Below are 24259 nucleotides of genomic sequence, written 5' to 3'. Positions count from 1 at the left end.
GATGTGGACGTCGAATCGATACTTTCTTGTTCCCTATTGCATGACGTACGCTTGCTCCTTGTGCTCGGCTAAGTCGAGTCCAGTGGTTTCTGCCTCTTCGTCTACTCGGAGGCCCACCAGTGCCTTGACGACGGTCGCTATGATCGCCGTTACGACGCCGCTGTAAAGGAGGGTGGCTCACACTCCCAGGGCCTGTATGCCGAGCTGCTTGATGTTGCCTTGAACGACTCCTCTACCTAGCGGGTTTATATAATCAAGCGCCAAAACCCCCGTCAGGAGGGCGCCTACTATACCGCCCACCATATGAACGGCGACGACGTCAAGCGAGTCGTCATAGCCAAGCTTAAACTTGACGCTCACGGCCAGGTAGCAGACTATGCCAGCCACTACTCCGACGACTATAGAACCTGCTTCGTTGACAAATCCCGCAGCGGGAGTAATGGCGACAAGGCCCGCCACTGCCCCAGATGCTGCGCCCAAGGTCGTCGGGTGTTTGTCTTTTATCCACTCGGCCGCTACCCATCCAAGAGCTCCCATGGCAGCGCCTATCTGGGTATTGACAAATGCCTGAGCGGCCAATCCAGATGCAGCCATGGCGGACCCAGCGTTGAAGCCGAACCAGCCGAACCACAAGATCCATGTTCCGAGCAGGGTAAGGGGAAGGCTATGCGGTCTTAGGTCGGGTGAGTTCGGCCATCCGACTCTCCTCCCCAACATGAGAGCTATCACTAGGGCGCCAATTCCTGCGTTTATGTGGACAACGGTTCCGCCCGCAAAGTCAAGAGCTCCCGCCTTGAACAGCCACCCTTCCGGCGACCACACCCAATGGGCGATGGGTGCGTACACGAATATCGACCACAATTCAATGATGAGAACGAAAGCCTTGAATTTCAGGCGCTCCGCAAATGCTCCGGTCATGAGGGCCGGGGTGATAATGGCGAACATCAACTGATAGGCAAGGTACGCGAGTTCGGGGATTCTAGGAACGCTATCTCCCCACATGTCCGCCCACGGTTGACTTATTGCCTGGCCCACACCCCTTTTGAGGTAATAAGTGAGCTTTCCTAGGGCAGCGTTACCTCCCGGCCCAAATGCTATGGAAAAGCCGATGAGTACCCAAGTAAACGTCACGATCGTAATGGTGAAGAAGTTTTGCATGAGGATCCCAAAAACGTTTTTTTGGCGGACCATTCCTCCGTAAAAGAAGGCAAGCCCTGGCGTCATGAACAACACGAAAGCCGCACATAGAAGCATGAAACCGGTGTCTGCGGCTGAAATCGCTATCGATTCTGCGGGCATTTCTCCTCCCTGCTTTGTGGGCCTCGTTCGACACCTTGTGATGTCCGAGCATTTCTCGCTTTGCTTCTCGAGCACTCTGCTCGGTTCGGCACAGAGCCCGCTCAAAAGCTAAGCCGCCGATGTTTCTGGGGTGTTTCTGAAAGGCAAACGGTTTGTTTCGGTCACACCTCCCCCTTGCGGTGTTCGTATCCTCGCCGTTATTGCATCAATTTGCTAGGAGAGTCGTTTATGGGTCAGAGGCCCGGATCACAGCTAAAAAGCAGCGGGGAAGGGAATCCGTGACCGACTACCCCACCTAAGCAGGTGCCTCGTTGCCCACCCCGAAAAGTATCAATTGTTGCTCAGAGCTTCTTAGGATGTACGATCTCAAGGACTGGTGAGGCCAAGGGGGCCCGCCCGGACCGATAGGAGATAGCAAAGAATGCCCGAAGGTACCGTGAAGTTCTTCAACACCGAGAAGGGCTTCGGATTCATAACACGCGAAGATGGAAACGACGTCTTCGTTCACTACTCGAACATCCAGGGAGAGGGCTATCGCACCCTCAAGGAAGGACAGAGAGTGGAGTTCGAGATCGGCCCGGGCCGCAAGGGCGAAGAAGCCCGCAACGTGCGGGTAATTGAATAGTTACCGGACAAATACAGCGCTGTAAAAATAATCGGCACTCCTGCCGTCCCCAGACTAGGTGGGGCTGTGTCGCGCTGCTAAAGAATGCCGTCTAGATTCCTTCGATTGGGGCACCTAGGGCATGGAAGCCCCCGTCGACGTGCACGATCTCTCCCGTAATGCCTCGCGACAGATCCGAGAAGAGAAAGACGCACGCGTCGGCGACTGGCGAGGGATCCTTCTCGTTCCATCCAAGGGGTGCTTGTCTTTCCCAGAGGTGACCGAAGCGATCGAAGCCGGGGATGCCTTTGGCTGCCATTGTCCTGAGAGGGCCCGCCGAGATGAGGTTGACACGGATCCCCTGCGGCCCGAGGTCGCGAGCTAAGTAGCGCGCAGTCGACTCAAGAGCAGCCTTGGCTACACCCATCCAGTCATAAATTGGCCATGCTACGGATGCATCGAAGTCTAGGGCGACTATGCTCGATCCCGGATCGAGTACTGGTTTCAGACCTCTGGAGATCGATGCTAAAGAGTAGGCGCTCACCTGTAGGGCTACAGAAACGTCTTCCCAGGGCGCAGTCAGGAATCCCCCTCCGAGACAAGACTGAGGTGCAAAGCCGATGGCGTGCAACACTCCGTCGAGCCTTTTCCCTCGTTCAGAGAGCGTCTTTGCGATACGTGCAGGATGTTCTTCGTCGGATGCATCAAGCTCGAACACTTCGGGTGGGTTTTCTAAAGGTAGCCGCTTGGCGGACCTTTCTGTTAGCGACCTCGCCCTTCCGAAACTGGTGAGATAGACGTTTGCGCCGTGAGATATGGCAGCCTTGGCCACGTGAAATGCAATGGAGTCGTCGGTCAGTACTCCGGTGATAAGCAGAGTTTTACCTTTCAGCAACACCCGTTTTCCTTTCTCGTCCCTTACCCTCAAAGGGATCTCAAGTGTCGGTTTCCCCTCTCGGGTCTACTCGTCTTTTGGGCAAGCGCCTCCCCTGTGCGACTGACCGGAAAAGCGTTCGCGGGCTTCGGCTAGTAATACTGATAGCCGTCTGAAAAATGCTGCCCTTGTGAGGACTTCGTCAAAACCCGCCTCCTCGGCTTTAGAGATACCGTCCTTATCGTGGTGGGCTATAAATCCGATTATTTTAGGGCGTTTACCCTGAGAGATTCTGGCAACAACATCGGGCGCTCGCACACCATGTAGATCTTTGTCAGTGAGGTCCACGAACACCGCCGTTACCTCTGATATATCCGCGCGCTCTAGCTCTTCGATGCTGGATACGAAGTCGACCCTCGAGCCTACAGCCCTCGCCATTCCCTGTATGCGCGACCGGTCGAGAAGATCCTTTACAAGCCCGACTACAGCTGCCAATGCTCTTCACCCTTCGCCACGATATTCATCTTTTTGGCAGCGCTGAATTGGCTTTCCATTAGGGGGGAGTCGAACGCTGCTCTCGCCCACGCTAGGCGCTCGTCGATATTAGCGCCTTCTTTCGGTATACCGGATCCGCAAGCAAGCCGCACCTCGACTCGGGCGATGGTAGCTGTATGTCCAAGCCTAAGCGGCGCTGCAATAAACTGGCATGTTCTAACCAACAACGAGGGGAGGAGTAGGGTAGGTGGTTGGACTGGTCGGGCCGGGCATAGGCGTGGAAGTGCGAGGACTGCCTCCCAAAATTTCCTCGTCTGAGGGGGGAGAGGGCTCGGGCGCTCTGGGTCGGGGAATTTCTTCTTGAACCCTGGGTTGCTGGACACCCCATCCCGCGAGCGATGCCATCCATGGGGCCTGAGGTGGAGAAGCATTTGGACAGTTAAGGGCTTGCTGAGACATTCCGTAATAAACCGCTGCTGCCGGACCAGATGGCACGTCGTAAATTCCGTAGTATCGTCCGGTTGGGCCTTGAGCCTGCAGGAGTAGGGGCGAGGCAGGGTCGGGTCCGCCGCACACCATAACGGACACCACGCCGGGTCGGGAAGGGGTAACTCCCGGCTCCCACACGACATTAGGAGCTTCTTTTTGCAGCACCTCGAGCTCCGCGGTGTAATGTCCGGCCCTGGCGTAATGCTGCTTTTCGGCAATCAAAGCGTTTCGAAGGTCGTTTTGTGCCGAGAGGTCCGGCCCGGCGATCGGCAGTGGACCCGGAGAAGTTCTAGGGACGGGGATGGCCGCGATACCCCCAATGGGCCTTGGCTGAGGTTGGTCCGACGGTGAAGGCAGGGGATCCAAAACTATGTACCGCTGCGGGGGGGTCAAGATGTACATGAGCGCAGCACCTAGCAGGATTCCCACCGTAAAAAGCACAGCGGGCACGAGAATTTGAGGCACGCCCACCTCGCGAGGCGGCTTGATGACGAATCCTTCATGCCGGGGGACGGCCGCCGCCTGAGGGGTGGTTCGAGGGAAAGTTGTCTGTTCGAGGCTGCGGTCGGAGGGAAGGTCGCTACTTGCTGGCTCTGGCGATTCTCCGGCGTACTCCGAATGCAATGAGCCGTTCCCTTCGTTCCCTTCAAGGGGGCTCGTGCTTTTGTCTATTTTCTCGGGTTTGGCTGGTCTCTGCTCTGCTAGGGGGCTGGAAATTTGTTCGGATGCCGCGTTTTGGCGATCTTGCCCAGCGGTCTCGATTACTGGCTTGTCGGCCAGGGGTTCCTTTCCCTTCCGCCGCCGTTTCTTTGCGGTCTTTCTAAGAGTGCTTATCGCAGGGTTGTCGATCCTCCAGAAATCGTCGGGATTCTCGCCACCGACCAACAGCCACCCACAGTTGGGACAAAACGTTGCGCCGATATGCTGTTCGAACCCGCAGCGAGGACACTCCATGTTTTGCTTGATACCCTCCGTATTGCATTACCGTTCCAACGCGGCCTGTGGTTTTGTGAGGACCAGACGCGGTCGCTGCTTCGAACTCGGTGGCGCAGAAAGCTCGACGCTAGCGTACACCCAGACAAGCTTTTATTTGTTCAAGAATGACAACGTCCAAGGCGATTTTGTCGAAACCCGTTTTCCTCCAAGCCGATTTCGCTGTGGCTCTGACCCAATCCGAGCGAGGTATCGACGCGTGTTGAAATTCACATAGTTCGTTCTCGGGGCTAGGCCAGTTAGTCAGCTAGTTACTAGTTTCGTCTCGCTTTCCCGACACAGTAGTCCGGGCGGACGGAGCCTTTCTTTTTATGCATGGCGAGTTGGGTATGGCGAGGCATTGATAACTTTTCGCTTGCTGCTTCCCGCCTTGCCTTGCGCGTCTTTGTAGTAGATAAACCACGAAGGTTGGCACAAGCCGAGGAGGCGGTTTTCGTGAGCAGCAGATCATAATAGGTTGCATGTTCTTGTTGACGCTAGGGGTGGTGCTCGCTGCGGTCTCCTCTGTCCTCTTCAATTTCGGACTTGTCCTGCAAAAGCAGGGCGCTAGAGAGCAGAAGGGACTCAGGCGGCTGAGCTTCAATTGGATAAAGGGATATCTAACCTCCAAGAGGTGGCTGGCCGGAACGTCGATTACGATATGCGGTTACGCGAGCGAGCTAGTTGCCTTCTCCATCGCTCCCTTTGCTCTGCTTCAGCCTGTTTATACGGCTGGCCTATCTACTTTGGCGGTTTTTTCAGTGCTAGTGGCCAAAGAGCGGTTTTCCCGCCTCGAGTGGACTGGCGTGATCATGGCTGTGGCGGGCGCTTCGATGGTCGTGGCGACAGCTAGGCCAGACGTGGACATGGTTGCTTTCGACAAGATTGCCTGGGGACGGCTCGAAACCGTTCTCCTTTCCTCGGCAGTGGTGAGTATCGCTTTGTTTTTAGTCGGAATGCGCCTCGCGGAGCGGTCAGAAGTAGTGTTGGGATTGGCCTCGGGCGTGGCATTCACCGGAGCGGAAGTGTTGACAAAAGCCATAGGCATCGAGATAGCCCATGGGCCCCACCGGATGTCCATCTCGTTACTGGCGCAGCCCCATACATGGTCGATAGCAGCGGGCCTGTTGTTCTTCGGTATTTTGGGGACTTACTTCTTACAAGTCGGCTTTGAACATGGCCGCGCCCTTATCGTAGGGGGCGTTATGGGCCTGAGTGCAGACATGTTGCCACTCTTGTCGGGGGTAGCAGTGTTCGGTGAGAAACTAGCGCCCGGTGTCATCTTAGGAACATTGCGGATTTCCGGGATTATGCTCGCATTGCTCGGAGCATCGCTCGTTGCTTTTTCGGAAAAGACCCAGCACCTCGTAGATGTCCTTTCATCTGGAGCTGTTGACGGTGAAGAGGATCGAGTAGAGGGAGAGGATAACTTGAAGGATTTAGAAGTTAGCATTCATTCTACGGTTGCTCGAAACCCAGAAGTGGAAAGCGGGTCCAGAGAAACACTGGATTTGTAGGGGCGAGAAAACAGGGAATCCTAACTGAAGGGGTTCGGAGGAAAGAGCTTTGATCAATTGTGAGGTGTCGCGGCAAGTTGTGTATGCCCCGTCAGGAATCTCAATGGCTGCATTTGGCGCAAGAAAACCATGGCAAGGCTCGATCGCAGGCAACGCCAAAATCTGCTACCTCGTCTTTTCTGTAGCTTTTTTGCTCGCGGCCTGTGGGACATTTGACAGATCTCCAAGTGGGCAACGTGGCGACGGCACATTTACTGGGCAAGGCGGAGCCTACGGAGCAACACCAGCGGAATGGCTGCGACTGCCCGATGCGCCAACTGCCAGAACCGAAGTGGGCGCCGTGTTTCTCGACGGATCGATCTATGTGGCGGGTGGGATCGCAAAAGCAGGTGGTGGCGGTCGAGTTTTGTCGACCTTCGAGGTCTTCGACATTTCATCTTCTACCTGGCGACGCCTCCCAGACCTTCCCGAACCTCGACATCATGCGGCGGTAGCGGCTTTGGATAAAACCGTCTACGTGGTCGGAGGGTTCTCTGATATGGCTTTCACTGCCGACTCTAAAGTGTTCGCCTTCAATGTGGAATCTGGTAGATGGCGCCTCGCTGCTCCGCTTCCGGAACCCCTTGGGGCTGGGGGAGCAGCAGCACTCGATGGCAAGATTTACTTTGTTGGCGGAGTAGACGTCTCTGGCAAAACGTCTTCGAGACTGTACGTCTTTGATGGCAACAGCTGGCGGCGCCTTAGGGATATGCCGACACCCAGGGAGCATCTCGCTGTTGCCGCGACCTCAAGCTTTTTATATGCCATAGGGGGAAGGCATCCTATAACCGCGGCTGCAGAGAGGTACGATCCGGATGAAGACTCGTGGGAGTCTTTACCGCCTAAGCCCACTCCGAGGGGAGGAGTAGCTGGTGCGGGTGTTGGCGGACGGTTTGCATGTGTCGCTGGGGGGGAGGACGAGACTCGAACATATCCGGATGCGGAGTGCTTCGACGAAAGCGCTGGGAGATGGATGAGCCTCCCGCCAATGAACGTCGCCCGTCACGGGATAGGAGCAGCCGGCACAGAGAAAAATTTCTACACGATTGCAGGGGGCGATAAACCGGGCCTGGCTGAAACCGCAGCACTTGAGTCATTTACTGTGAATGAAATGCCGCTAGGAAACGGATAGTGCCTCTCACTCCTGCCGGAAGACTCTCCGCTCTTATTGTTGGTAACAGAACCATACGGCGCGTTCTCGGTTTCGACCTTCCCGAGCGAGATGTGCGGTGGGCAGGTGTTCGCCGAGGTATGCGAGTTCTCGAGCTCGGAGCGGGGCGAGGGCTGTACACCCAGGCCCTAGAGAAAGCGGTTCGACCCGACGGAGCCGTCGTTGCCATCGAGTACTCAGAAGAAGCGGCGCGCCTTTTGCACAAAGATGTCCCAGCGGCTCGAGTGGTAGTAGGCGATGCCACAAAACTGCCAATTTCGGAGCGATCGCGCTTCGATGCGATCTGCTTTTTCTACTCAATCGAAGAAATACCGGAGGCAGAGATAGTACTGAGACAAGCTTCCCGGCTTGTAGCCCCTGGGGGAATGATTATCCTTCATCTGTGGCGCCCCTTGTCCCCAAAGCGCAAGCGCAGTAGCATCGTCGGCGTACTGCGATCCGAAAGGTTCCAAATAGAGGCTAGGTGGTCCGACTTTCAAAACGTCAGGATGGTCTTGAAGAGGCAGTAACGGATTTTTCTACGGCGATGTATTTGTGGCATGGCCCTCCAGCTCAGCATGAAAGGATGCTCGGATGGCTCCGAGGGTAAAGATCGAACGGATCGGCTCCTTCAAAGTTGCATATGTGAGAGCGAAGTCCGTGAATCCCGAAGGTATCGCCGAGGCTTGGACAAGGCTTATATCTTGGCTGGGCTCCAAAAGAGCGTTGGCAAAGACTTCTGTCGGCGGCGGAATCGGAGTAATCCAGGGAAGGCCCGGTGATCGGGGATACAAGTACGAAGCAGCCTGGCCAGTGGATGGCGAAGTAGAAACGGCACGGGGTGTCAAGATCGGGGAAACTCCCGAAGGCACGTATGCTGTATTGAGGCACAAAGGGGATCTTCGCAAGATCGAGGAGTCCATACGGGTAGTGACGGACGAATGGATTCCAAATAGTGGTTATGAGCAGGCGGAGGGCCCGATACTTACCTTGCACCGAAATAGCCTAGGTGTCCGTCATCCGGATAAGCAGATTGTGGACGTGTGTGTTCCGGTTAAAAAGACAGGGAAAAAGAAGTGATCATTGGCGCGAACTGTCTACTACAAACCCGACGGTGACGTTTTTCGGATCTCACCTCACTCGTCGAGCCAGATCCGACAGCTTCTAGCTGCTGGTCGGCACGACCAGATAGACGCCGAGGAGGCCGAGTTTTTCGACGACATTTTGGAGGATCTTAGTCGCCTTCTCGGGAAAAGGATTCGCCAGTCGGCGAGAGAGCGAGATATAGGTGGCGGAATCCGCTTGCAAGACTCGCAGGAAGCGTGGCGTGTTCAGCTCGCTCCTGCGGGAGTGATTGTAGTGTCCCAAAACGATAGAAGTCTGTGGGCCGACAAAGATGGCATGGTCTGGCTGAAACAAGTTTTCCAAGGAAAACTTGTTTTTGTCCTAGACGCGCCTCGTAGGAACAGGCAGTGAGAGTCAAAAACGCACTGCGGCTTATCACGGCTGCCCTCGCCCTATTAATTGCAGTGGCTACGCTCCCGATTCCGTTGTTTTCGTCGAGTCAGTTTCAGGGTTCGAGTAACCGAGCCAAATCGGCGGAGAAAAACTCGAGCGGAACTGCAGGCACCATTGCTCTCGACCGTCTCTCAACTGTGTCCGAGACTAGCTCAACGGGTCCTATAGAGATAGAGCTTGCTGGCTGGTCCACGCTCGATGTACTGCCACAGGAGCTTATACCTGGACCAAACCCGGAGCGGTACTCGAGCATCCGAAGGGGGCCTTCCTTCGGATACTCGGTTAGGAATTTGGCGCCGTCTGCTAGCGGTCGCTACAACATAGAGGTCTACTTTTCAGAGCGTGCTTCTCTGTGCCCGGCTGCGGGTTCGTTCAAGGTTTATTTTGCCTCGGATCCCGATGGCCCTTTGGGCTATCCCCTTTTCAATTTGGACCTTTGTGCATCGGGAACTCTCGACGGGATCGTAAGAGTTGCCAAGCTTTCAATTCTGGGCGCTAGCCTTGGTGGCCGAGCAGTTCGTTTTTACTTCGTTGCGACTCGGGGTAGTGCTGCGGTGAGCCACATTCGCATTACTCCAGAGGGTGCCACCGACGTAGCTACGCAGATAATTCCCGTGGACGAGTCAAGACTCGCTTACAGACACCACTACTCGGGAAACTCTCTGCCTACCAGGCCCCTTGATTTCTCAAAGCTAGACGTGCGAGAGGCAGTGATCTCAAGGTTCGGGTCACGCCACACCGTAGTAGCAGCTCCCCAGCGGCTCGCTTTTATGTATTCCGCCTTGGGGATAGACGCCGCGGATTTACGAGAGCTGGTGATACTCGTGTCAGCGGCCGGTATCCAGCGTGCGTTGCCTCTAACGGATCGCTACCCGCTATTCGACACCGTGACGCAGACCGACACCCCAACGGGCGTGAGATTTTTAGGAAAGGATCCCTCTCTCGGTCTGGAAGTGGCTTTGGACATCAAAGCCCCGTTCTGGCCCCAAGACGAGCTGACAAGCCTACTTCCTTCCACATATCTGGACCTCACCTTGACGAACACCACAGCTATACCACTGACTCCTGAAGTGACTTTGGCTGTGCCGGTCACTTTCGATCGAAAAGACGCCGGGAACTGTGGCTCGTGTGCTCCGTACGAAATTACTCCTGTGAGCGGGAGTGTAGGCGTGTCGTGGTCTGCTCTGGAGGCCGTGGGAGAGCCGAGCACCCCGGGGTATGGCTTTTTCGGGGGATCTAGAACGACAAGAGTAGAGTATGCCCTGGTTTCTGTAGGCCCAGCATTGACCGAGGTGGCGGTGTCAGGCATCCCCGGTAATGACGGCTTCGCCTCATCGCAGTGGCTTCCAGCTTCGCTGGGCTCAGGAATTGCAAATACCGGTAAGCGCTTGTTTCGCCGTGCAGAGAGAGGACACACCGGCATTGTGTGGAAACCCTCGATACTTCCCCCAGGCACAAGCTGGCAGACCACCGCAGTGCTTGCGTCTCATGTGTCTGATGAAGTGGTATCCGCGAAAATCCCCTCGGGCGATGAGGCAGGATACTCTTTCCGATATAAAGACTACTTCGCAGACCTGACGTCAGTTGTCCAGGTCTCAGTGAGCCAGAAGCAGGCACAGCTCGACAAGGCTTCCCGTTTCGACTCGCTAATCTCGGGGAGCGAGTCGGCCAGCCTAGGGCCTTCCATGCAGAGCGAGGACGCTGCTTTAAACAGGCTTCTAGTCCTGGCATTCCGATCCTATGCAGCGAACACATGGTGGTTGTCGAGGTCGTCTGGGTCGGGGATGCTTCCGTCAGATCTGTTTACGGTCGGCGAAGGTGCAGGGCCCTGTTGTCGTTTGCAATCGACGGTGGATGTGTCCTACAACGACTCGGCTTTGTTGTTGGCTCTCTGGCCACAGTTGGTGGGCAAGATGCTGGACACATGGCCGCTCTACGCCTCAACCGGCGGCTCGCTCCCCGGCAAGGTGATCCCACATGACATCGGTTCCGCGCAGCGCCTGTGGGGGCAGGAGTACATCTCGATGCCTGTCGAGGAGAACACCAATTACACGCTCCTGCAATACGCCCACTGGAAAGCCACTGGGGACTCTACATCGGCTGCAGCGAGGCTGACACTGATCAAGGATCTGATGCGCTTTGTCGAGGCATCGGATCGCGACGGCGACGGGCTGCCCGAAGAAGGCGTGACGAACACAATCGACGCTGCAAATCTCACGCTGTTCCGCTCGTCAAACCAGGTGTATTTGGGCCTCAAATCTGCGGCTGCAGCCCGTGCAGCTGAGGAGATCAGCTATGCTGTGGGCGATCCAGATCAGTCGTTCAGGGAACGAATGGACTCTTTACAACACAGAGTTCTCCATACCCTGGACAACGCTGCCTGGCGCGGAGATCACTTCGCCGTCTCGCTAGATGCGTCCGCAGCTTCGGCTTCTTTGAGAAATTTCGGATCTATATATCCTGCTGGGACGCTCCTCTACAACCTCTTGTACGGCGGAGATCTTCCTCTCTCAGAGGGACTGCGCGAGAGGATGCTCTACGACGCTCGGTCTGTGGCCTCCCGCAGCACGGGGCCGTATGGGTCGTTGCACATGGAGCGAGGAGAAACCACAGGATGGATATCACAAAGCGCTCTGCGTGATATGGCTGCTTTAGCCCTCGGGGCAGCTCCAACCGACGGATTCGTATCCAACCTATCTCGGTACCTGACTTATCAGGACTTCTTGTCGCAGAATGGTGATGGCGGGTGGTGGGAGACTTTCACCTACGATGGATCGGCCGAGACTGGATTCGCGGCTGTTTATGAGTCGAGGGCCCGAGGCGTTTTGGGTTACTACCCCCGAGGGGCAGTTTTGTTTGCGTTCGCGCAGTCCTATGCCGGCATTACCTTGGACCGAGCCTCGGGGATCATCGGGGCGCTTCCTTGGGCACGTCCAGGGGCGCGAGTGCCCCTGTACACCCTCGCCGACTGGACCACCGGTACAGTTCCAGTTGCAGTAGTGCAAGCTACGGACCCCCCAACTCTGAACGTCGAAAAACCGACCCTCGCCTCCGCGTCGCTGACTGTTCTCGCCCGTCCTCGCTCGACATCTTCATTGCAAATAACCCCCGACACTTTCGCTCCCTCTTTGGGTGAATCCTCTCAGATCTTGGTTACGGGGCTGCCGTCGCCGGTTTCTTTGTCAGCCGGCCACGCTGGCAATTGGTTTTATTCGAGCGCGGCTTCGCCGCCCGTCTCTTACGTCTGGGACGGTATCTCCGGCACTGCAGCTGTAGCAGATTCAAAGGGAACTGCTTGTGTCATACCTAATCGACCCGCTCCTTATCTTCTCCAGGAGCCCTTCTGCGCAGACCTTTCAGTGGACACTAACTCTGCTAGGCCTGGCAGAGACTGGTACCTGGCGGAGGGCGCGACCGGCTACGGATTCGAAACCTATATCCTGATCCATAACCCTGGTCTCGTGGCAGCAAACGTTGCACTTACCTACATGACTCCTGAGGGACCAATTTCTAGGTCTCCTCTCGTTGTTCCCCCTAAATCTCGCCGTACGATCGTAGTGGCGGCCGATTTGCCGCGAGCAGAAGTCGCCGCTCATCTAAGCTCGGACCAAGACATTGTTGTCGAGCGGTCTATGTACTGGCGGGGAGCTGATGGTGCATGGAGAGAGGGCCACGCGGTGGTAGCCACCAGGAGGCCTTCGAAGAGGTGGTATCTACCCGAAGGTTCTACAAATTGGGGATTCGACGAGTGGGTCTTGCTTCAGAACCCGACATCCTCTAGCGCGACGGTGACGCTCAATTTTGTGGCTCAGGACGGCCGGACAGCCCAGCGCACCCTCAATATAGAGCAGGGGCGGAGAGCCACCATTAGAGTAGCCGATGTACTTCCTGCGGCCGACCTTGCCACAGAGATTAGCGCAAGTGCCCCGATCGTCGCAGAGCGAGCAATGTATTGGGGCGGACCATATCCCGCATCCGCCGGGGGATCCGCCTCTATGGGGCTGGTGGCACCTTCCCACACGTGGTATTTTGCCGAGGGTAGTTCTGATTGGGGATTCGACACGTGGTTGCTACTTCAAAACCCCAGCGATTCTTCCGTTGCCGTGGACGTTGTGTACATGACGCAAGCAGGACCTCGGGTTCGCCCAGGGATTACCATGCCCCCTCATTCTCGGCAGTCGATTTCAATGGGATGGGACATTGGACGATCGGATTCAGCCATCTATGTGAGGGCATCCAAACCGATTCTTGCCGAGAGGTCTATGTACTATTCTCCCGACCGGTCGCCCGCCGGACTCTCTAGATCCGGTCATGCTTCCCAGGGATCCTCCGCGCCTGCGAATTCATGGCTCTTGGCAGAGGGGAGCACTGCACACGGACTCCATGAGTTCGTGCTCGTTCAGAACCCAGGATCCGCTGAAGCTCGGGTGCAACTGTCACTGAGGACTGAGGCGGGTGAATATGGCACGAACTCGTTTGTGGTGGGACCCGGATCTCGACTCACGGTCTATTTGAACGCTCTCGTACCTGAAGTAGACGTATCCGTCGTAGTCTCGGCATCAAGGCCCGTTGTCGTGGAACGTGCTATGTACACGAAGGACAATTTGGGTTACCTTGTTATGCATGCCGCTAATGCGGCGAAACAGGGCTGACGACACTGAGCCGGTGCGTCAGGGAGATCCAAAGAAGCATACGGCTAGCATCGTGGCCTCTCGTTGTGATCCGCGTCCGCCCGGTGCCGGGGATGCCCCAAGAGGCGGTGGTTCCTGCCTCGACATGTACAGCCGTGTTTTCTCCTACTGGGCTATCGATTCGTGGTTTTTAGCTGAACGAAGCGCGGGCATGCGTTGTGCTCGTGTAGGTACAGGGGATACTGGGTCGAAGCATGGATTCACGCAAGCGGAAACGTCATTCCGAAGAAAGCGGCTACTCCGCAGAAGATAACGTCATCGATCGCCCCGTAGGTTTCGTAAGCGGGCAAGTGATCGTTTCGCAACAAGATTATGACTCGGAGTGGGTTCGGATTGACTGGCCTCCTACGAGACGGGTAGATATCGAGTGCTTGAACCCGAGCTGCACCTCCCAAGGATTCGACTGGGAACGTTTGGAGTCCGCAATAGCACAAGCATTGGAGCATGGGTCGGCAGTTGCTGGATCTTTACGATGTACAGGTATGGATATGGTGTCGATGAGCCGATGCACTAACGCTCTCGTGTACCTCTGGGACGGCGAAGAAGCTTAGGCATCCGGACACGCTACTCCTCGAGCCCCTCGCTTTGAGTTTTTGATTTCTTACGTTTTCCTCTTAACGAACCTATGCGTTTGTAGTGGTCAGATCCGTACTTTTCTTTAGTGACAGCCCCACCCTTGGCGCCACCCTGCCGCCCGATGGCCTTGTAGTGTTGTGAGCCATAGCGCTCTCGAGTCTTGAGTCCTCCCAATCGGCCAGCCTCGGCTCGAGTGAGCTTGGGACGATCCAAATCATTGTGCTTAGAAACACCGCCCTCGCCCGCTTCCGAGCCACTATTGCTATCTCGATCAATGTTTTGGTCCTCGGTCTGCTCTGCTGACCCGCCTTCGCGTCCCGAGGTGAGAGCACCTGTCACACTAGCGCCTTCTTGTGTAGTAATTTTTGAGGATCTCGACGATGCCAATCATTTCTTCAATGAGTCAGAGCTACCGCTACGATGGCACCCTTTTTCGATTCTCTTGGAATTCTATTACTCGCTGTCAAATGCTGCAGATGTGAGTCAATCGAGTAGTGCGAAAGCGCCCTGTCCGATCATCCCGGACAGGGCGCTTTATGGCTACGAACCTCACGACCGAGGTGAGCTTTATCGTTCACTCGACCTCAGCCGATTCGCGACGAGGACGCCATGTCGTAGCGCGTTATAGCGCTTTGCGGCGGGGAGCCTAGATCAGAACTCGTCCATCCCAGCACCTGCCGGCGCTGGCTGCTTCTCCTCGGGCTTTTCCGCAATGACTGCCTCGGTTGTTAGGAACAAAGCTGCTATCGAGGCTGCGTTTTGCAGGGCAGACCTGGTTACCTTGGCTGGATCGATCACCCCGGCGGCCATCAGGTCTTCGTACTCCCCGGTGGCAGCATTGAGACCCCACGTGTCCTCTAGAGTCCGCACCTTTTCTACAACGACGCCGCCTTCCAAGCCACCGTTTTGCGCTATTTGCTTGATCGGGGCCTCGAGAGCATGTGCGACGATCTTTGCACCGGTCAGCTCGTCGCCTTCCAAGTCAAGGGCCTCAACGGCCTTTTGGGCTCTCAAGAGTGCGACTCCGCCTCCGGGTACGATTCCCTCCTCGACAGCTGCTTTAGTCGCAGAAACAGCGTCTTCTATCCGGTGTTTCTTCTCCTTCAGCTCGACCTCGGTGGCGGCTCCTACTCGGATGACCGCGACTCCGCCGGACAGTTTAGCCAGTCGCTCCTGGAGCTTTTCACGGTCATAGTCCGAGTCGGTCGTTTCTATTTCATTTTTAATCTGCTGGATTCGCCCTTTGATCTGCTCGGGGTCACCCTGCCCCTCGACAATGGTCGTCTCATCCTTGGTGACAACCACCTTGCGGGCTCTACCCAGCAAATCAAGCGTGGTGTTCTCAAGCTTGAGACCGACATCCTCGGAGATTACTTGGCCGCCTGTCAGGATCGCCATGTCCTGAAGCATGGCCTTGCGCCTATCGCCGAAGCCAGGCGCCTTTACAGCCACGCTCTTGAAGGTGCCACGGATCTTGTTGACCACCAACGTCGCCAACGCCTCACCCTCGACATCTTCTGCTATGACAACCAGAGGCTTTCCTGTCTGCATGACTTTTTCAAGGACCGGTAGCAGGTCCTTAACCGAGGAAACCTTGCTTTGAACGAGCAGTATGTAGGGCTCCTCTAGAACAGCCTCCATCCGCTCTGGATCGGTCACGAAGTATGGGGAGATGTACCCCTTGTCGAAGCGCATCCCTTCGACGAGCTCAAGCTCTAGCCCGAAGGTGTTCGACTCTTCGACGGTGATAACGCCATCTTTGCCGACCTTTTCCATCGCCTCGGCTATGGTTGCCCCGATCTCTTCGTCATTATTTGCCGAGATCGTAGCGACTTGTGCGATCTCGTCTTTGGACTCGACGTCTTTGGCGAGTTTCGAGATGGCTTCGACCGCGGCAGCCACAGCCTTCTCGATGCCCCGTTTCAGCGACATTGGATTGGCGCCGGCAGCTACATTGCGCAATCCTTCGTGAACTAGCGCTTTTGCCAGAATGGTAGCGGTGGTGGTTCCGTCTCCCGCTACATCGTTGGTTTTTTTGGCTACTTCTTTGACTAGCTCGGCACCGATTTTCTCGTAAGGATCCTCCAGCTCAATCTCCTTGGCGATGGAGACTCCATCATTGGTTATGGTGGGGGCGCCCCACTTCTTCTCCAGCACCACATTGCGACCCTTGGGTCCTAGGGTCACTCGTACAGCGTCGGCCAGAAGATCCATCCCTCTTTCGAGTGCGCGCCTTGCCTCTTCGTCGAACGCCATGATCTTGGGCATATGGAACTCCTCCTCTTGTCTACTTGCCGCTCGTTTCCTACTCGAGCTCCATTAGCAGTCAGGCCTTGAGAGTGCTAATAAACTTCTATCAAACATTGGCCGGCTAGTGCAAGCCCTATAGGAAATTGTCTAACGGTCTTTGGAGGAGCGCTTGCGTGCTTACCGACGGCTGTGCAGTTGCGGATATCATCCGCCACCTGCTACGGCGGGGACAATAGAGATAACTGAGTCTTCCCGGAGGGAAGTGGAAAGTCCGTCGACGAAGCGAATGTCTTCGTCATCAACGTAGACGTTTACGAACCTACGCAATTCCCCGGAGTCGTCGTAAATTCTCTGCGCCATCCCCGGATGATTCTTCTCTAGGTTGTCGAGAGCTTCCTTTACGGTGGTGCCCGGCACCTCGACTTCTGCTACCCCGCCTGTGAGGGTTCGCAGCGGTGTTGGGATGCGGACTTTCGGCATCTGCTCCTCCTGTAATGGCTCGGACTAAAACGATTGCTTTAAGCTGCGAGCGGTTCGCCAATCAAACCACGGGCCCTTGCACCAGCCTCTCGAATCCTCTGTTACCGCTGGCGCTACTCGTCCCGTTGTATTCATCGGTCACCCGAGAGACTCGTAGGCTCGAGCGAAGTCATCGAGAGTTGGCTTGACCGTTATACTCGGCTTGTTGTCGGGCTCGAAGGCCTCCAACGTTTTGAGGCCTAATCCCGTTATGTAAGCTACGACCTTTTCGTCTGGCCGTACCACTCCTCTCTCGATGAGCTGTATCAATGAGGCCACCGTCACCCCCCCCGCAGTCTCAGTGAAAATTCCTTCGGTGCGAGCCAGCAACTTGACGGCTTCGACGATCTCTTCGTCGGAAACCTTCCCGAAGCTTCCGCCTGTCGAAGATACTGCATCGAGGGCGTAGTAACCATCGGCAGGATTCCCAATAGCTAGCGACTTGGCTACTGTGTTGGGCTTTTGCGGCTTAATTGAAGGCAAGTCTTCCAAGAACGCAGTGGCTACTGGGGAGCAGCCTTCTGCCTGGGCGCCCGAGACACGCACGGAAGGTGGTTCCTCGACGATTCCTACCTTGTGGAGTTCCTCGAAGCCTTTCTTGATCTTAGTTAGCAATGATCCCGACGCCACCGGCACGACGACATGATCGGGGTAAGACCATCCCAGCTGCTCGACTGTTTCAAACGCTATGGTCTTTGATCCCTCGGAGTAGTACGGGCGGATATTGACGTTCACGAACGCCCAGGGGTAGTTACCGGCAATCTCTGCACACAAGCGGTTGACGTCGTCGTAGTTTCCTTCCACTGCGACTACGACGCCGCCATAGACCGCGGTGGTCACAATTTTTCCCGCCTCCAAGTCATGAGGAATAAAAACTACCGAACGCATGCCCGAAGCAGCCGCGTGAGCTGCCACAGAATTTGCAAGGTTGCCAGTTGAGGCGCAACCTACCACTGTGAAGCCGAGCTCTTTGGCTTTCGTCAAAGCAACCGAGACTACCCTATCTTTGAAAGAGTTAGTGGGATTGGGAATCTCATTTTTTAGGTACAGTTCTTCAAGTCCCAGCTCGGCAGCCAAGCGTGGCGCTTTGCGAAGCGGAGTCATACCTGCACCTAACTCGATGCGATCAGAGGCCGAGGTTGGCAATAAATCGGCGTAACGCCAAAGTGTGTGAGGACCAGCTTCAATGGCCTCTCTGGAGATATTGGCTGCTATTTTCTCGTAGTCGTACTCGGCTTCGAGGGGGCCAAAACACAACTCACAGACGTGTAAAGCCTCTGCGGGGTACTCGCTGTTGCACTCTTTGCATCTCAGCCCAGTCAGGTACGACATCTAGCGCTCCGATTACGTCTCCACACGTAAATACGTGCACTGACACTGGCGATTCCGGCGCGCAAACCAAGAGCCGCGGAGGGGTGATTAGGAGAGACGGATACGAGGCTAGGAACTAATTCTCAGATTACCTTGCCTTCCGCTCATCTCTCCCGGGCTCCTGCAGTCTGGATAGAAACCGCCGGGCAGGAGTTGGCACCTTCCCCGAAGGAGGTTGCCGAGGCTTCTCAGGGCCTGTCCCTCCACCTCTCTTGATGAGCGTCCACTCATCGCGGATTTCAAAAAGCCTAGACCATGACTACTAGTAGGGGTCAAGCAGGTATTGGAAAAGTAAGTCTACGTCAGGTCTTTTGGAGGAGTCTACGTGGGGTTGCTCGTCTCACAAACCCAACGAAAAGTTGGTCTTTGCAGCGTGCTTTTTAACTAGCTGGTGCCAGTCCGGGGGCGACTCGGTGCCGAAGCTTTATAGCGATTCCCGCCACAGTTCCCAGAGCCACCACGACGCTGCCGAGGCCGAGGCCGACGGCAGCAATCTTGAGCTTGGACCTACGGGCGGAGGCGTTGTCTAAAGCATCCAGCACCGGACCTACAAGATCCATAGGCGGTGTGGCAAACTGACTGTTTAGTTTCGCCAGCTCGCGGGCGATCTTGCGGTAGCGAGAGGCTTCTGCTTGGCAGCGGATGCAGCTCCGCAAGTGCTTAGCAACCGGTTTTGGAATATCGCCGTCTACTACGCCTGGAAGCAGCTGTGCTGCCCTCAGGCACGCTGTTTCGTTGCTCATTTCCTTCCCCAGCGCTCCTCGCTCTTTCTTCTCCAGCATTCTACCCCGATCCTCGCTCGGTCCCTGCGTCAACATCTACTCCTTCAAGGACGGCTTCCCATTCGGTCATTTTGGTTTTAGGGCCCAGCCGCAAGAGCAACTCTAAGCCCCTGCCGCAGCCGATCCTCTTGCTGTGAGCATCTCTTTCAGCCGCTGTCTCGCTCGGAAAAGCCGTACTTTGCACGCTGCCACGGTGATGCCCAAAGACTCCGCTATTTCCTCATGAGACAGTCCGTAAACGTCTTTTAGAACCACCACCGCGCGAGAGCCCTCCGGTAATTTGTCCAATGCCTCGACAACTTCCTCGTACGCAATCGCCGTAATGGCAGACCGCTCCGGGCCACCCTCTCGGGAAGCTGGCACAGGCATATTCTCGGATGCGAGTCTGTCTAGAGACTCGGCCCGCCTCCGCTTAGCCCGAGATCTGTTGGTAAAGGCGACGTTTGCTGTGATTCGGTACATCCAAGTTGAAAAGGCCGAGTCGCCTCGAAACTTGTCGAGGCTGCGAATTGCTCTTATATATGCCTCCTGAGCAACGTCGAATGCCTCCTCTGGGTCTCCCACTAGCCGCCGTGCAAGGGTATAGACATCGTTCTGGGTCAGCCTTATCAGCTGTTCCAAAGCGTCTCTATTCCCCTGCTGGGCTGCGGTTACCAGTTCCGGATCGATGCGGCTTGCCCCATTGGGGTGCGTTTCTTCGCTCATAATAAGACTGCCCGTCTCCGATAGTAGTTACTGTGCTTGCTTCGCTTGCTAGTCCTGTCTCGACATTTACCAGGGAAGAACAAGCCAACCAGCTCTTGGCGGTCGTTCCCGATTCGAAACTACTCCGCTAGGACCATCTTCGCAACCGGCGTGCGCCTGGCTGCCTCGGACTGCCTATCTCAATAGGTGCGGATAGATCCTTTCGCAACTGGTTCTGCCTCCGAGCTGGATTCCTTAAAGACTTCGAAGGACAACTCGTCGTAGATGTTGACAGTAGCGGGCTCCGATGTTAGCAACGGATTCACGAATCTTATCTTTGTCTTGAAGGAGGGGGCTAGGTCCTTTAGTAGGGACGCCCACGTCCAGATCACCCAGTTGTAAATGAGCATTCCGTGAACTATAGGACGTGCAAAGCCTGCCTTGGTGGCATACTCGGCATCAAAGTGAATGGGGTTGAAGTCTCCACTCGCACCCCCATAACGTGCCAATTCGACCGGTCCCGCGACTCCAATTGAAGAGGCTACGACTCGCCGGTTCTCGGTAGAAGCAGAAGCTCCAGGAGCGGAGCGTCGAGAGCCGTTTTCATGGCGGAGCGCCCTCTGCCCGCCTACGAAAAGGGTACTTGAGCCGATTGTCACATCCTTTCCTTCCGAGTCTTGTAGCCGTTCGACGACTTGGAGAATGTACGAACCACGCATTTGTCTACTTTTCGAAAGCGTAGCGGATGCCGTAAGCTGCTCTTCGTCCCGGGGAATCCGCAGTAACTCGAAGGTTTGCTCTGCGTGTAAGACCCCTACCCCCTCTTTGGTCACGAGCGGTTCCAATGCGACGCCGAGCGGCCTAAGGCTCACTAGCGAGCACAATCCCGCGACCGCCGGCCATGTTTCCGCTCGCCCTAGGCAGCTTCGTGAGCGCGAACTTGGCTTTCCTGGCATTTCGTCGTTTTCAGGGATGGGGAGAATGCGCAGAGAGAAACGTACTGCAGCTTCGAGTTCGCCAGCTTTTTCGGGTAGGATCCTTACAGGTATCGGACTCGAGTCTTGCAGCGCGCCTATCGCTGCGGACACCGCTTGCGATACCTGTTCGCTGGATAGGTCCGGCTTTGAGAGTGATGCAGGATCGGATACGTTTTCCAAAGCTTTCGCTCAATGAGGACGAAAGTGTACGTCGGTTTAGCTCAACGAGTTTCTTTGTGGCTGGTGTGACGGCGGCAGAACGGACAGAACTTCTTGAGCTCCAGCCGTTCTCTGTTGTTGAGGCGGTTTTTTGATGTGGTGTAATTCCGCCTTTTGCACTGATCACACGCCAGGGTGACTATCACTCTTTTGTCACCGGCCATAACTTCCCCTTTTGTTCGCTAGCAAATACACGCTTTCCTCGTGGCGATGCGGGCTCGGCTCGTAGCGGCGGGAGGACTCGAACCTCCGACCCAGCGATTATGAGCCGCTTGCTCTACCTCTGAGCTACGCCGCCGCGCCAGCCCCGAGTTGGGGCCCGAGCCCCCTTACGGACTCGAACCGTAGACCTTCTCCTTACCATGGAGACGCTCTGCCGACTGAGCTAAGGGGGCGTCGCATGCATTGTAAGTAAAGGGGCGAAGTCTCCCTTCCCAATTCAGGGTGCTTCAAGGCTTTGATTGTCGCGTTTTTCTCTACCAACACAGTGGCGCTACTCTGGTGCGTGCGAGCTGGAGACTGGATGTCTTCTGATGGCCAGTAAAGTCCCCGAACCATGAGCGATGGCGGCTCTTTTGGAAGGTGGGTTACCGATACCGCGGGGCTTCCCGCCTTTGAGATCGTTCCCGCGATGATCGGAAGTTTAGGGTGGGAAGAGAGCGGGCTAGGGGATGGTCATTCAACCGAAGCCAACCCCGCAGGCCTATCGACACTCGTGCTACCCGAGGGGGGAGTGGGGCGCCTTTGGCACTTGGTTGGTGCAGCTAGCTTGGTGGCCACCTCGCATCTATCGGGGGACATCACCCTTTATTTCACTCCTCGCACTCTCATGAAGCTCACAGGAGAGCCCGGTTCGCAGAGAAGGACTCTCTCTATAGGAGCCAGGGTAGTGCCTCTTGATCAGCCCGAGCGGGTGGTCTTCGGATGTGGATATTGCGAGTGGCGGTATCGAGTCCCTGTTTTGGAGTCACAGACCGGGCAGTCTCAGAAAGCGCCCTATCAGCCCGAAGTGTCCTTGCCGTTGCGTGAAGAGGTCTCAATCTCAATTAGGAGGCGACTCACACTGGAGTCCGAAGGGTGCCTCTCTTTGACAATTATCGTAGAAGGCGCTCCGAGGAACTGCCTTTACAAGGAAGAGTGGACCCTGGCTCCTGAAGCCCTAGTCCCAATTCCATTGATGGGATGCGGACCGGTTCCGGTCGCCGACGCGAACTTTTCCCACATAGTGTCGAGGTATGTAGCGTATGCGGTATCCGGTGTAATAAGGGGAATCGGCTCTGTCGTTCGTTCGGCTTCTCGCTTTGCATATCGCCTCCGAGTCCAGCCTGTTGGAAGGAGCGCTGTCGTTTTGTCGTCTGACTCTTTCGGGCTCCCCTTTGGTGACGAACTCCCCTTGTATAGAGGTCTCCCACTGGTCCGAAGACTCCCATTAGTTACAAGGCTCCCTCCAGCGAGGCCTAGGGACGTGATGGTTGCACTAGAAGGAGGTAGGCCCGAAGAACCAGCTCCAGTCGACGCCTCATTTCCGAAAATCGCTTTCCGGCTAATGCAAGGTCCACAGGGAGACAGCGTTTCCGCGGAGGCGAGTTGTCCGGATAGCAGACCTATCGGAACCGTGGCTAGTTATAAGCCTTCTAGCGATGGTGCCTCTGGGGCTGTATTTGGATCAGCCGAGCGGGCCAAAGCAGAAATAACGATTCAGTTCGAGCCAAACGAAGAGAACACCCTATCCCTCGCTATCTCGGTGACCGATGACGAAGCTTTGTTGCCGCCTCAAAGTCAAGCTCCGAGCCAAGCGATAGCCCCTTGTCTCCACGCCATTCGTCCAGGTGTTCCAGAGCGAATTCCACCCGTGCGAGACAGGCCTCTAGCGCGAGAACTGTTGTGGCATCTTTCGTACTTACGTCAGCTAGCAGTGGCGGATGCTTACTTCAAGAGACGCTTCGTTACCCAAGGATCTGCTTACACATTTTTGCAAGGTGCGCACGGAGCGCCCCGTGACTACGCAATAGCCGCTGCGGCCCTCTCGGAGGCGGATCCCGATCTGGCTAAATCAACGCTCGAGGTGATGATGATGATGACCACGCCGTCGGGATCGATGTTTTACATGCACGCCGGTAGAGGTTGGTGCTCCGATGCTGTGGTGCACCCCCATCCATCGGACCTTCCCATTTTTTTGATATGGGCCGTTTGCGAGTACGTCGAGGGATCAGGGGACGAGGGCTTCCTCGATGTGTCTGTACCCTTCTACCCGCTGCATAAAAGGGCCGAGGCTACTGTCGCTGAGCGCATCGCGTTGGCCTATCGCTGGCTCGTAAACACGCTAGGGCGAGGACCGCACGGGATGCTGAGGGTTGGTTCAGGTGATTGGGCCGACCCAATCTCGATGATGGTAGACAATGCTAAGGCATTCCACCGAAAGGGGGAGTCGGGGCTCAACACGGCGTTTGCAGCATATGCACTATCCAGAGCCTCGCACTTGCTTCGGAAAAGAGACCCGGCCCTCGCGACAGAGATGGAGAGCTTCGCTAAAGAGCTGTCAGAGGCCATGGAGAGATCTTGGACTGGCTCGTGGTATCTGAGAGGGTGGGATGGCAACGACAAGCCTCTTGGAAATTCCCATCTTTTCCTTGATGTACAGGCTTTCTGCCTCATAGCCGGGGTCGGCTCGGACGCCAATATCAGAACCCTCATAGAGGAAATCAAAGTTAATTGCATAGACCCCTCGCCCATAGGAGCTGTAATACTCGATCGTCCTCACCCGGTTCGTCTGGGTCTCATTCCGGCCGGGTGGGACTGCAACGGCGGGGTCTGGGCGGCGATCAACGCATTTCTGGCTTGGGGGCTGGCCCGGTACGACCGTGATCTCGCTATTGAGTGCCTCAGAAAACAGACGCTAGCTTCCCACGCCCGCTCCTACCCCAACATCTGGTACGGAATTTGGAGCGGACCCGACTCGTACAACGCACACTACGCGGAGCGTCCCGGAGAGACTTTCAACCTCCCCGCTACGCCCATGTCGCAGTATCCGGTGATGAACTCGAACGCCCATGCGGGACCCCTTCTTGCGGCGCGCAAAATCTTCGGCGAGACCCAAGGCGAGTTATAAAGCGGCGCGTAGCTAGGCCCAGGTCGTGACAGCCCCATTTCCCGCCCGGAAAGCGTTACCGAGAGAGCAATCAGCTAACTTGTCGCGAGCTGTGACACGACTTCTGTAGAGAATTTTTCTACAG

20 protein-coding genes, 2 tRNA genes, 1 pseudogene and 1 riboswitch are annotated in these 24259 nt (G+C 56.0%); of the genes and pseudogenes, 9 read left to right on the top strand and 14 right to left on the bottom strand.

Translation table 11 applies throughout. From position 1 onward, the window contains the following. Positions 1-33: 33 nt before the first annotated feature. Positions 34-1254, bottom strand: a pseudogene (locus tag C4318_00115) (hypothetical protein). 466 nt (positions 1255-1720) lie between these two features. Between C4318_00115 and C4318_00110 the strand changes: the two are divergent. Then, positions 1721-1924: a cold-shock protein gene (locus C4318_00110; GenBank protein ID MER3453552.1), complete on the top strand. Its 204-nt coding sequence runs from the start codon at positions 1721-1723 to the stop codon at positions 1922-1924. A 91-nt stretch (positions 1925-2015) separates the two neighbouring features. On the opposite strand, the gene C4318_00105 is transcribed toward C4318_00110, so the two are convergent. The 3 genes from C4318_00105 to C4318_00095 all read right to left on the bottom strand — a co-directional run bounded on the left by C4318_00105 (position 2016) and on the right by C4318_00095 (position 4715). Then, on the bottom strand, positions 2016-2801 hold the full coding sequence (locus tag C4318_00105) for an enoyl-[acyl-carrier-protein] reductase FabI (protein ID MER3453551.1): 786 nt from the start codon (positions 2799-2801) through the stop codon (positions 2016-2018). A 63-nt stretch (positions 2802-2864) separates the two neighbouring features. After that, positions 2865-3272 carry a hypothetical protein gene (locus C4318_00100; GenBank protein ID MER3453550.1) on the bottom strand — a complete coding sequence of 136 codons (408 nt, stop codon included), beginning with the start codon at positions 3270-3272 and terminating at the stop codon, positions 2865-2867. 216 nt (positions 3273-3488) lie between these two features. Then, on the bottom strand, positions 3489-4715 hold the full coding sequence (locus C4318_00095; protein MER3453549.1) for a hypothetical protein: 1227 nt from the start codon (positions 4713-4715) through the stop codon (positions 3489-3491). 500 nt (positions 4716-5215) lie between these two features. On the opposite strand from C4318_00095, the gene C4318_00090 reads away from it, so the two are divergent. The 7 genes from C4318_00090 (at position 5216) to C4318_00060 (ending at position 14199) form a co-directional block, all read left to right on the top strand. Continuing rightward, positions 5216-6250, top strand: coding sequence for a hypothetical protein (locus tag C4318_00090; protein MER3453548.1), 1035 nt, complete (start codon positions 5216-5218; stop codon positions 6248-6250). A 49-nt stretch (positions 6251-6299) separates the two neighbouring features. Then, positions 6300-7421: a hypothetical protein gene (locus C4318_00085; GenBank protein MER3453547.1), complete on the top strand. Its 1122-nt coding sequence runs from the start codon at positions 6300-6302 to the stop codon at positions 7419-7421. After that, positions 7421-7969, top strand: a complete 549-nt coding sequence (locus tag C4318_00080; GenBank protein MER3453546.1) for a hypothetical protein — start codon at positions 7421-7423, stop codon at positions 7967-7969. Before C4318_00085 ends, C4318_00080 begins: the two co-directional genes overlap by 1 nt. Positions 7970-8033: 64 nt before the next feature. Further along, positions 8034-8519: a hypothetical protein gene (locus tag C4318_00075; GenBank protein ID MER3453545.1), complete on the top strand. Its 486-nt coding sequence runs from the start codon at positions 8034-8036 to the stop codon at positions 8517-8519. A 3-nt stretch (positions 8520-8522) separates the two neighbouring features. Then, positions 8523-8915, top strand: coding sequence for a hypothetical protein (locus C4318_00070; GenBank protein ID MER3453544.1), 393 nt, complete (start codon positions 8523-8525; stop codon positions 8913-8915). After that, on the top strand, positions 8912-13609 hold the full coding sequence (locus C4318_00065) for a hypothetical protein (protein MER3453543.1): 4698 nt from the start codon (positions 8912-8914) through the stop codon (positions 13607-13609). Before C4318_00070 ends, C4318_00065 begins: the two co-directional genes overlap by 4 nt. A 233-nt stretch (positions 13610-13842) precedes the next feature. Beyond that, positions 13843-14199, top strand: a complete 357-nt coding sequence (locus tag C4318_00060) for a hypothetical protein (GenBank protein MER3453542.1) — start codon at positions 13843-13845, stop codon at positions 14197-14199. A gap of 13 nt (positions 14200-14212) precedes the next feature. Here C4318_00060 and C4318_00055 read toward each other — a convergent pair whose 3' ends face one another. The 10 genes from C4318_00055 to C4318_00010 form a co-directional block, all read right to left on the bottom strand. Beyond that, positions 14213-14437 (bottom strand): hypothetical protein, encoded by a 225-nt coding sequence (locus C4318_00055; protein ID MER3453541.1) that lies wholly within the window; start codon positions 14435-14437, stop codon positions 14213-14215. Between the two features lie 438 nt (positions 14438-14875). Further along, on the bottom strand, positions 14876-16492 hold the full coding sequence (gene groL, locus C4318_00050; protein ID MER3453540.1) for a chaperonin GroEL: 1617 nt from the start codon (positions 16490-16492) through the stop codon (positions 14876-14878). Between the two features lie 186 nt (positions 16493-16678). Further along, the gene (locus tag C4318_00045) at positions 16679-16954 is read right to left on the bottom strand and encodes a molybdopterin synthase sulfur carrier subunit (protein MER3453539.1); all 276 of its coding nucleotides are present in this window, start codon (positions 16952-16954) and stop codon (positions 16679-16681) included. A gap of 138 nt (positions 16955-17092) precedes the next feature. After that, positions 17093-18325 (bottom strand): threonine synthase, encoded by a 1233-nt coding sequence (locus C4318_00040; GenBank protein MER3453538.1) that lies wholly within the window; start codon positions 18323-18325, stop codon positions 17093-17095. A gap of 140 nt (positions 18326-18465) precedes the next feature. Then, positions 18466-18586, bottom strand: a riboswitch (SAM riboswitch). 158 nt (positions 18587-18744) lie between these two features. After that, a complete protein-coding gene (locus C4318_00035) occupies positions 18745-19146 on the bottom strand; it encodes a hypothetical protein (protein MER3453537.1) in 402 nt (133 codons plus the stop codon). Positions 19147-19248: 102 nt separating this feature from the next. Continuing rightward, positions 19249-19851, bottom strand: coding sequence for an RNA polymerase subunit sigma (locus tag C4318_00030; GenBank protein MER3453536.1), 603 nt, complete (start codon positions 19849-19851; stop codon positions 19249-19251). Positions 19852-20030: 179 nt separating this feature from the next. Next, complete coding sequence (locus C4318_00025) at positions 20031-20987, bottom strand: hypothetical protein (GenBank protein ID MER3453535.1); 957 nt, start codon at positions 20985-20987, stop codon at positions 20031-20033. A 41-nt stretch (positions 20988-21028) separates the two neighbouring features. Continuing rightward, positions 21029-21190, bottom strand: coding sequence for a 50S ribosomal protein L33 (gene rpmG / locus C4318_00020; protein MER3453534.1), 162 nt, complete (start codon positions 21188-21190; stop codon positions 21029-21031). Positions 21191-21249: 59 nt separating this feature from the next. Then, positions 21250-21324: transfer RNA gene (locus C4318_00015), tRNA-Met, on the bottom strand. Between the two features lie 24 nt (positions 21325-21348). Next, positions 21349-21421, bottom strand: a tRNA-Thr gene (locus C4318_00010). Positions 21422-21582: 161 nt separating this feature from the next. Here C4318_00010 and C4318_00005 point away from each other — a divergent pair. Then, positions 21583-24135: a hypothetical protein gene (locus tag C4318_00005; protein MER3453533.1), complete on the top strand. Its 2553-nt coding sequence runs from the start codon at positions 21583-21585 to the stop codon at positions 24133-24135. Positions 24136-24259: the final 124 nt, after the last annotated feature.

The sequence above is a fragment of the Acidimicrobiia bacterium genome (genome assembly GCA_040289475.1).
Classification (GTDB): Bacteria; Actinomycetota; Acidimicrobiia; order ATN3; family PSLF01; genus PSLF01.
This window is presented reverse-complemented; position numbering and strand designations above follow the sequence as displayed.

What these genes read in the sequence shown, in the direction of transcription:
- C4318_00110 (MER3453552.1), top strand. Translation starts at nt 1,721, where the DNA reads ATGCCCGAAGGTACCGTGAAGTTCTTCAACACCGAGAAGGGCTTCGGA.
- C4318_00095 (MER3453549.1), bottom strand. Translation starts at nt 4,715, where the DNA reads ATGGAGTGTCCTCGCTGCGGGTTCGAACAGCATATCGGCGCAACGTTT.
- C4318_00090 (MER3453548.1), top strand. Translation starts at nt 5,216, where the DNA reads ATGTTCTTGTTGACGCTAGGGGTGGTGCTCGCTGCGGTCTCCTCTGTC.
- C4318_00075 (MER3453545.1), top strand. Translation starts at nt 8,034, where the DNA reads ATGGCTCCGAGGGTAAAGATCGAACGGATCGGCTCCTTCAAAGTTGCA.
- C4318_00060 (MER3453542.1), top strand. Translation starts at nt 13,843, where the DNA reads ATGGATTCACGCAAGCGGAAACGTCATTCCGAAGAAAGCGGCTACTCC.
- groL (MER3453540.1), bottom strand. Translation starts at nt 16,492, where the DNA reads ATGCCCAAGATCATGGCGTTCGACGAAGAGGCAAGGCGCGCACTCGAA.
- C4318_00045 (MER3453539.1), bottom strand. Translation starts at nt 16,954, where the DNA reads ATGCCGAAAGTCCGCATCCCAACACCGCTGCGAACCCTCACAGGCGGG.
- C4318_00040 (MER3453538.1), bottom strand. Translation starts at nt 18,325, where the DNA reads ATGTCGTACCTGACTGGGCTGAGATGCAAAGAGTGCAACAGCGAGTAC.
- C4318_00035 (MER3453537.1), bottom strand. Translation starts at nt 19,146, where the DNA reads ATGCTGGAGAAGAAAGAGCGAGGAGCGCTGGGGAAGGAAATGAGCAAC.
- C4318_00030 (MER3453536.1), bottom strand. Translation starts at nt 19,851, where the DNA reads ATGAGCGAAGAAACGCACCCCAATGGGGCAAGCCGCATCGATCCGGAA.
- rpmG (MER3453534.1), bottom strand. Translation starts at nt 21,190, where the DNA reads ATGGCCGGTGACAAAAGAGTGATAGTCACCCTGGCGTGTGATCAGTGC.
- C4318_00005 (MER3453533.1), top strand. Translation starts at nt 21,583, where the DNA reads ATGAGCGATGGCGGCTCTTTTGGAAGGTGGGTTACCGATACCGCGGGG.